The following is a 7452-nucleotide window of genomic DNA, read 5'->3' on the forward strand; positions in this document are numbered from 1 at the left end:
ATCTACACACAGTAGAAATTTAAAAGGCTGTTAGCCCTCGTGCTTATTAATGTAGATTCAGGAAGATCTACACACAGTAGAAATTTAAAAGGCTGTTAGCCGCCCACACTTCACTACGAACACGACCAAGATCTACACACAGTAGAAATTTAAAAGGCTGTTAGCCACGGTGATGGAACAACGCACTGTTTAATATCTACACACAGTAGAAATTTAAAAGGCTGTTAGCCATTGAACGTAAACGCTTAGGCTTGAGCATCTACACACAGTAGAAATTTAAAAGGCTGTTAGCCCAAGGGGTAAATCAATAGGGTAAATTATCTACACACAGTAGAAATTTAAAAGGCTGTTAGCCATGAATGTCGTTATGACCACTTAGAGATCTACACACAGTAGAAATTTAAAAGGCTGTTAGCCACTTGGCGAAATAGAAGAACCCTATTATCTACACACAGTAGAAATTTAAAAGGCTGTTAGCCCTACCAGAACTTGCGTAAAGCCACTCATCTACACACAGTAGAAATTTAAAAGGCTGTTAGCCAAACCAGGCTTAAAATTGGCTTTTGCTATCTACACACAGTAGAAATTTAAAAGGCTGTTAGCCCTGCAAGTTCACAGCAGTGGAATATTGATCTACACACAGTAGAAATTTAAAAGGCTGTTAGCCCCGTTTTTGCATTAAAATAAAGCTAAAATATTGATATTCTCTAAAAAAATACAGAAAAAACATCAAATATCTCCTTAAAGTGCATCATTTTTGGCATGAAGACGGAGGTTTGCAGCTACAACGACACTAAACGCATTGTTCTGTGTGTTGCATGACCATAACGAATTAATTCTCGTTCATGGAATCTAAATATTAACACACTATCAGCATTGCTAAAGCGTTTTTCAAATCTATTTTCGATCTCTGCAGTAATAATATTTAATACGCGATTTGAGTTTTTGATTTCATAGACGGAGTACTGTAATCGATCACCATATTCCATTAGAAAGTGTGAAAATTGGGTGCGTAACTTATTATCGCTAATATCATAACTGACAATAATCATGGATTTATTCCTCCTGAATGAACTCGAAGTTTTCATAACGTTCAGGCTGTTGCTTCATAAAACAACGGTAATACTGTTGAATAAAAACAAATATTTCAGATTTATGCACTAAAATGCTGGTCATTAAAATTTCATTATATTTTTTAATATGTTGATTTTGTAATACGTACCTTTGCTTGATCACAGTAAAATGATCATGCTGAAATTGTTTAAGTTGAAAACTTTTTAGAACTTGTTGATCCACAATACAGCGAAATGGCTCGACCAAATCACAAACTAAAGATTTTCGTTTAAACCAAAGTTGATGTAATACCCCTGCATAGGGATCAAATCCAAAGAGTTTTGCATTGGTTTCGATGTAGTTAAATAACAGGGTATAACCCATATCTAGAACCACATTAATGGGATCTATTTTTAATCTCGGTTTTCGACCTTTCCAATCAATGGCTTCAAAATGATGCTTAAAATATAATTTGGCACAATTACCCTCAATCCCCATGAGTTGATCTAAACCTTGTGTATCTATGATCGCATCGTGATAATTTTGTAGTTGTACGAATGCATCTTTCAATTTATCAGATTTTTTTCTTTTTAATTTCAGTAGATGTACATGGTTAAGGATTTTATTGGCAACAATTTTTTGAGCAAACTCAAAAGCTAAATCTGTTGATATCTGATACTGCTTTTGCCTTAATAGAAAATTGGCCTCTGCTCCTTGAGATAGAAAGAAAATCGGGCGTAAATGCGTATTAAAGACGGTTAAAGCAATAGCATTCTTTTGGCAGTGATCAATCAATGGGCTGCTGAGCGTATAATGCCCAATAATAAAAAGTGCTAAGGTCGTTTGTCGGCTAAGTTTAGTTAGAACTTCGCCTTCTTGGTTTTCAATTTGAATATTGCCTAAAGACACTTTGAGTTTATATTCGCCATCAAAACTATGCAATAAAATGATATTACGCTGTTCTATATCAGATAAATTCAGCATATTTGGTCCTTATTCTGTTTTGTCACATAAATTGTTATAAATACAAAAACGACATTTATTGGGATTAGCCACAAGATCTTGAGATGGATGATAGGACGTAAATTTTAAAATATGATCTTCAAACCATGCGGTAATCTCTGCATCAGGTAAGGGTAGAGGGAAATTTTTATTATCCGTTAAAGAATGAAAATTTAAACTTTTGACCTCATAGCCCATTTCAGTGAGGCAAAAATATTGCGCATAGAGTTGTAATTTATAGCCGTCGTAAATGGTTTTTATGGTTCTTTTGCGTTCTGTAAGTTTGCCTTTCTTAATGTCAAACATATCAATTTTGCCAGTCAAGCCATAACGCTCACTATAGACTTCTGTACCGAGTAAAATATGTGCACTGGTGTTATGTGTAGCGTGATCAATACTTTGGTGTGCGTGCTTTCCTTTAGTTTGAGGGATATCGTGATATTGTTTTTCATCTAAGCCCATATAGGCATTGTGTAAGTAAATGGAATAGGGGCAAAAAATAAAATCGTTGAGTAAACTAATATTGATAAAGTGTTCCATCAGTATGCTCCTCGATACTGAAATAGAAAGCCCGAATAGAAAAACTATTCGGGCATTACGATTTAAGTCAGATATAGTTTTTCTTGCGCAAAGCGTAGCCACTCATCATTGCTAATGGCAAGATTTACTTTCTCCGTATTTGCAGCAGTTTTGAGTTGTTCAATCACCCATAGACCTTTTAAAGCAATATGGTATGCACCGTTGGCATCGGAATCTTGTGGTAAGTGTGTCGATGCATGGCGTGAATCAAAAAACTCACCTAGTACATTGGCAACAGGCGACAAGATATAATCGAGTTTATCTTTACTGCTGCTATAACGCAGTGCCAACAATACTTGTAATAGCCATATCAAACGTTTAAAGAAGTCGACTTGTGTTTGGGCACAAATCATTTCTTTCAGTTCAACACCTTCTGCAACTTCAATATTGTTCTTTGCAAACAGGGCTTTTAATTCTTCAGTCACGTTTACAATGACTGTTTCACCCTGCTGGGCATTTTTCTTTTGATACACATGGCGTTCAGGACCATAGGAGCAAATTGTCCATTCAGCTCGAGCCGCTTGTGCTTTCAGTCCTGCAAACTGATTTAAATTGACCTTAAATTCAAAATAGTCTTTTTTGGCATTAAAAATGATGCTATCAAAAGTTTTAAAAAAGGCTTGGGCTTTGTCTAGGTTTTCATATTTTGGTTTGAGCAAATCGACAAAACCAGTGACAGGATCAATTTTACTGGTGTTCCAAGCAGGGACATAAAATAACACCCCTGATTGTTTACCTAATTTTTCAAATGATTCAAATGGGGCGGTCAATTGATAGGCTTTTCGTACGCCACCAAGTTCATCAGCTTGGGTAGATTTATCAACCACATAATTGAGCTTATGAATCAGGGCTTTTTCAAATTTTTGGTAAATTTGTTTTTCAATTTTAAAACGACCACGTTTAAATCCAAAATTGAGGTCTTCTAACATCACAATCGCATTGTATTTTAAGATTAACTGCTGAATACGATGCACCACTTGACTTAAATAGCCATCTTTGAGTTCTTTAATATTCTCAATCTTTCCCCATGCAGTACGGGCTTGCGCACGACCTTCTTCACGATGTTGTAATAGTTGATGATAAGGCGTTTCAAAATTTTGCGCTTCCGATTTAATACTGTTTAGGCTTTCTTGATAGACAATGTTGCCTTTTAAATCGATCACACTGACATAGAGTAGATGCTTTTCACCACGGTCGATTCCAATGATATGCAGATCTTGATGATTATGTTTAATCATCTGACGGACTAAGTCATTATGCTTTTTAATACTCATCGATTCTTGTGCATGAAAATTTAAACTAATCGGGATATGCAACAAATATTTGTCGGTGGTAAAACGTCGATCTTTGATAATGTCATAAGCCAAAGTACGAGTGGCATCTGGTGTCAATGGATTCTTCGCCACCATTGCTTCCCCCGCTTTATGAATAGTGGTGTTTTCCAATTGTAGTGAGGCAGGGCGGTAGAACATTTCTGCTTCGCCACTCAGTTTAAAGACAGGCTGTTTTAAATTTTCCTCACTAAATAAGGCTTTAAAATACATAGTATGTAAATTTTCTTTGCCTTTGGCATGTGGTGAAAAGTCCTTGTTATAAATCTGGAACAAATACAGTTTGCCTTCAGCCACCAATTGCTCAATATAGTCGGCAGGAATGTCTTGGAAATGGACTTTGTAATTTTGTTCGCTGACTTCTTTATAAAAATCACTGATGTTGCTGTATTGAGACGTCGGTGAGAATTTAAAATTAAAGTGCTTCCAATCTTCATGTAACTCAATACATTGTTTAAACCAATCAATCAGTGCATGGCATTTTTTAAGATCAAAATGGGCTTCACTGCTAATATGCTCTTTTTTGTTGTATGATTCGATGATGTGTTGTGGTGGATTAAATTGTGCTTTACGACTTTCCGAAAAGAAGACTTTAGGGAACATTTTATTTGGTCCTGGCAACAGCTTATAGACCATTTTTTCATAGCAATCGGTAGTATCATCGACTTTGAGTTGATTTAGTGCCTTTGGCTCAAAGGCTTTATTCGCGCCTTTGGCTGTGTCCATGATCGCCAAATAATAATTGCCATTTTTTCTAAGCAAAATACTTAAATTATCGGCTTCTTTATTGGCATCCCAACCACTCAGTAAAGTGGGTTTATTAAAATTCAGTTTAAATTTTTCAGTGCTATACGGTTTTTGCGTAATGTAATTGCGGACTTTGTTATACAGTGGTACAAATACCAATAATGCCTGATAAATTTCTTCAAAATCACTATAAAAACGAGCGTCTTTTTCTACACTTGCAGCCAGCTTTTCATTCAGTGCAAATGGTTTAAGTAATTTTATGACATTGTTAATGGCATCCATAAAGGCTTTAATATCAGTCGCCAGTTTTTCATTTTGTAATATTTCACGTTTCGACTCAGACGTAGACTCAGTATTGACTAGGCCTTTAATACAGCTATATTTGCCTTCAATATCACTAAAAATATTAATGATTTTAATGCTTTGATCATCCGCTACAGTTTCGTATTGTTTGAGCAAGGAAATAATAAAGTCGGTCAATTGTGTATGTGGCTTGCTACTTGGTTGTAATTGCAGATACTTATCAATGGCAGCTTGAATCACCACTAGGCTGTGTGGGGCATCTAAAAATGCAGTTTTTAATTTTTCGATTGCTTCAATTTTGGCGGTTGTTTTGGCACTTGCTAATAACAGCTCATAATCAGGTTGTATCACTTGCATATAATAGTAGCTCAATGCACGACTGATATAACCAAAATCTCCAAACATTTGATGTGAAACAGCACTCAGTTGATTCGGTGCTAAATAGACTTTACTCAAATCATAGTTGGCCAATTCATTGATGAGCAATTGGACACGTTCTAAGAGCGTATAAGAGTGACCATTGACCATGCTTTGATAGTGTAAATGGTCCAAGTAGAACATATTGATTGCATGATACAGCTCAGCATCATCTGCAAATTGTTGTGGTAAAAAAGATAGGGTACTACGGTCACTTAAAATTTGTTTATAGAGTTGTTTAAGTTTTGCGACACGATTTTTCTTGTCCTGTTTTTGGTTATATAAATTAATGAGTTCATTAATACCTTGAATCTTCTGACGGTTTTCACCTTCAGAAATACCACCAATGATGGTGTTGTATTGGTCAATCCCTGTTTGGGTCAAGGTATTGCTAAAGAATGACACTTGCAGCAATTGCGAAAGATCCCAACCATTAAACAGTTGTGGCATGGTGTGATGAAGTGCTTGCAGTTGTTCCCATAATGCTGGGTGATCATTTTGAATTTTGCGTAAAATTTTATTGTTTTCTAAAAATTTAGGTAAATTTTCATGAATTAAACGATAGGCAAGGGCAGTTTTGTGGGGTTCCTTGCTATAAATGTTTTTACGATTATCATGGAAACCTAAGAAGTAGGTAGTAAATTTATTAAAGTCATTATGATAGGTGTAGTTGTTGTCACCTGTTTGGCTCTGTTTTTCGACCCAAGGCTTTAATAAATTGGTGATTAAATTTTTATCGAAAAGAGATTTATATTCTTGTTTAAACTCGCCTTTCTCAAAACTATTAACGATTAACTCTCTCAGTTTCGTTTGCGTTGTTTCGAATTCTTTTTTATAGGCTTCAGTCGATCTTTCTGCTTGAGAACGGAGAAATAATTCTTGAAAAGTCTGTAATGCCTGTTCAAATGATTGGCTATCAATATTGCCGAGTGCACGTTGGATAAAGTCTTTATGGTAGCCATCAATTGCCTGTTTCATTTCAGGGTATTTACGTGCTCTGACTTCATCTTGTAGCAAGACTTGTTTTTCTGTAATAAATTTCTGCGTTGCACCCTGTGGAATCAATTCAAAACGTAAAGTTTTGGAAATTGGATATAAGTGTACAAATTTTTGAAAAAGTAGTTGATAATTCATATATTTAGCTTTCATTTTTAATGTTGAAATAACTTTGCTAGATATATGTTTTTTAGTCAATCTCTCTCATAGGAAGATACGACAAAATATGTCGTACTGTTTTTTAGAGGAGTAGCTGTTAGTAATCGTGTATAAGCACGTTATTAATGAAGTTAATTAAGCAAGCCTACCTGTAGCTACAAAAATTAATCCTACGGATCGATTTTTGGTACGCAACAGGGCTTGTCAGGGGCGACCCCCTGAACCCCAAAACATTAGTTATCAAATAGTATGGGCAATATTCTTAGGATATTTATACTAAAAATTGGCTGAATTTAGCTAATCTATGTTGTGGAACATGATGAATCGCACAAAAAACTAAGCATGAATACTTGTTTTTTTACATTTCTTTAAAAAGTAATTTTTAACTAAAATTATGAAGCTTTTGAAATCTTATTTTTAAGATAAAATATAGCTACTCCACAATATGGTATCTTTTTACCCTCTGCATCTACGTTGCTCCATTTGCTCAATAAACTCTGTAATTCACTTTTGGGTACTGTTCCTTTGTGCTTAGATAGTTGAGTTGTAATCGCTCTTAAAACAGCTTGCCTATTACTTTTTATGCGACTATGATTTAACCCCAAAATAATATTTAACGGCTTTGTTGCACAAACCTAGCATCAAAAGCTTATTCAGCAATATAATTTCAAAATGAATAAGCCTGCCTCTAAAATCTACCGTACAACCAATTGGTCATCCTATAACCGAGCCTTAATTAACCGAGGTAATATTTCCATTTGGTTTGATCCAAAGACTCAGTGGTATGCACAATCACAAGGCAAGCAAGGTCGAAATCAAACCTACTCCGATACAGCGATTCAATGCTGCTTAATGATCAAATTAC

General features: G+C 35.3%; 5 protein-coding genes and 1 CRISPR repeat array (1 of these 6 running past the window's edge). Of the genes, 1 reads left to right on the top strand and 4 read right to left on the bottom strand.

Annotated elements, in window-relative coordinates; translation table 11 throughout:
* Positions 1-667: direct repeats of the CRISPR family, unit length 36 nt; unit sequence ATCTACACACAGTAGAAATTTAAAAGGCTGTTAGCC; it begins 506 nt to the left of the window's first position.
* A gap of 115 nt (positions 668-782) precedes the next feature.
* The 4 genes from cas2 to cas12a form a co-directional block, all read right to left on the bottom strand.
* On the bottom strand, positions 783-1088 hold the full coding sequence (gene cas2 / locus FTU45_RS15610) for a CRISPR-associated endonuclease Cas2 (RefSeq protein ID WP_373685049.1): 306 nt from the start codon (positions 1086-1088) through the stop codon (positions 783-785).
* Positions 1057-2037 (bottom strand): type V CRISPR-associated endonuclease Cas1, encoded by a 981-nt coding sequence (cas1, locus tag FTU45_RS05175; protein ID WP_180076054.1) that lies wholly within the window; start codon positions 2035-2037, stop codon positions 1057-1059. The genes cas2 and cas1 overlap by 32 nt, the downstream gene beginning before the upstream one ends.
* A gap of 9 nt (positions 2038-2046) precedes the next feature.
* On the bottom strand, positions 2047-2595 hold the full coding sequence (cas4, locus tag FTU45_RS05180; protein WP_180076055.1) for a type V CRISPR-associated protein Cas4: 549 nt from the start codon (positions 2593-2595) through the stop codon (positions 2047-2049).
* A 62-nt stretch (positions 2596-2657) separates the two neighbouring features.
* Entirely contained in the window at positions 2658-6566 is a 3909-nt protein-coding gene (cas12a, locus tag FTU45_RS05185; protein WP_180076056.1) for a type V CRISPR-associated protein Cas12a/Cpf1, read from the bottom strand.
* A 693-nt stretch (positions 6567-7259) separates the two neighbouring features.
* On the opposite strand from cas12a, the gene FTU45_RS05190 reads away from it, so the two are divergent.
* Positions 7260-7452, top strand: a 193-nt coding sequence (locus tag FTU45_RS05190) for a transposase (RefSeq protein WP_180076057.1), incomplete at its 3' end; no start/stop codon positions are given.

This window comes from Acinetobacter sp. YH12106, assembly GCF_013418995.1.
GTDB lineage: Bacteria > Pseudomonadota > Gammaproteobacteria > Pseudomonadales > Moraxellaceae > Acinetobacter > Acinetobacter pseudolwoffii.

Bases quoted from the DNA above. Each gene is read 5' to 3' on its own strand.
- cas2 (WP_373685049.1), bottom strand. From the start codon at position 1,088: ATGAAAACTTCGAGTTCATTCAGGAGGAATAAATCCATGATTATTGTC.
- cas1 (WP_180076054.1), bottom strand. From the start codon at position 2,037: ATGCTGAATTTATCTGATATAGAACAGCGTAATATCATTTTATTGCAT.
- cas4 (WP_180076055.1), bottom strand. From the start codon at position 2,595: ATGGAACACTTTATCAATATTAGTTTACTCAACGATTTTATTTTTTGC.
- cas12a (WP_180076056.1), bottom strand. From the start codon at position 6,566: ATGAATTATCAACTACTTTTTCAAAAATTTGTACACTTATATCCAATT.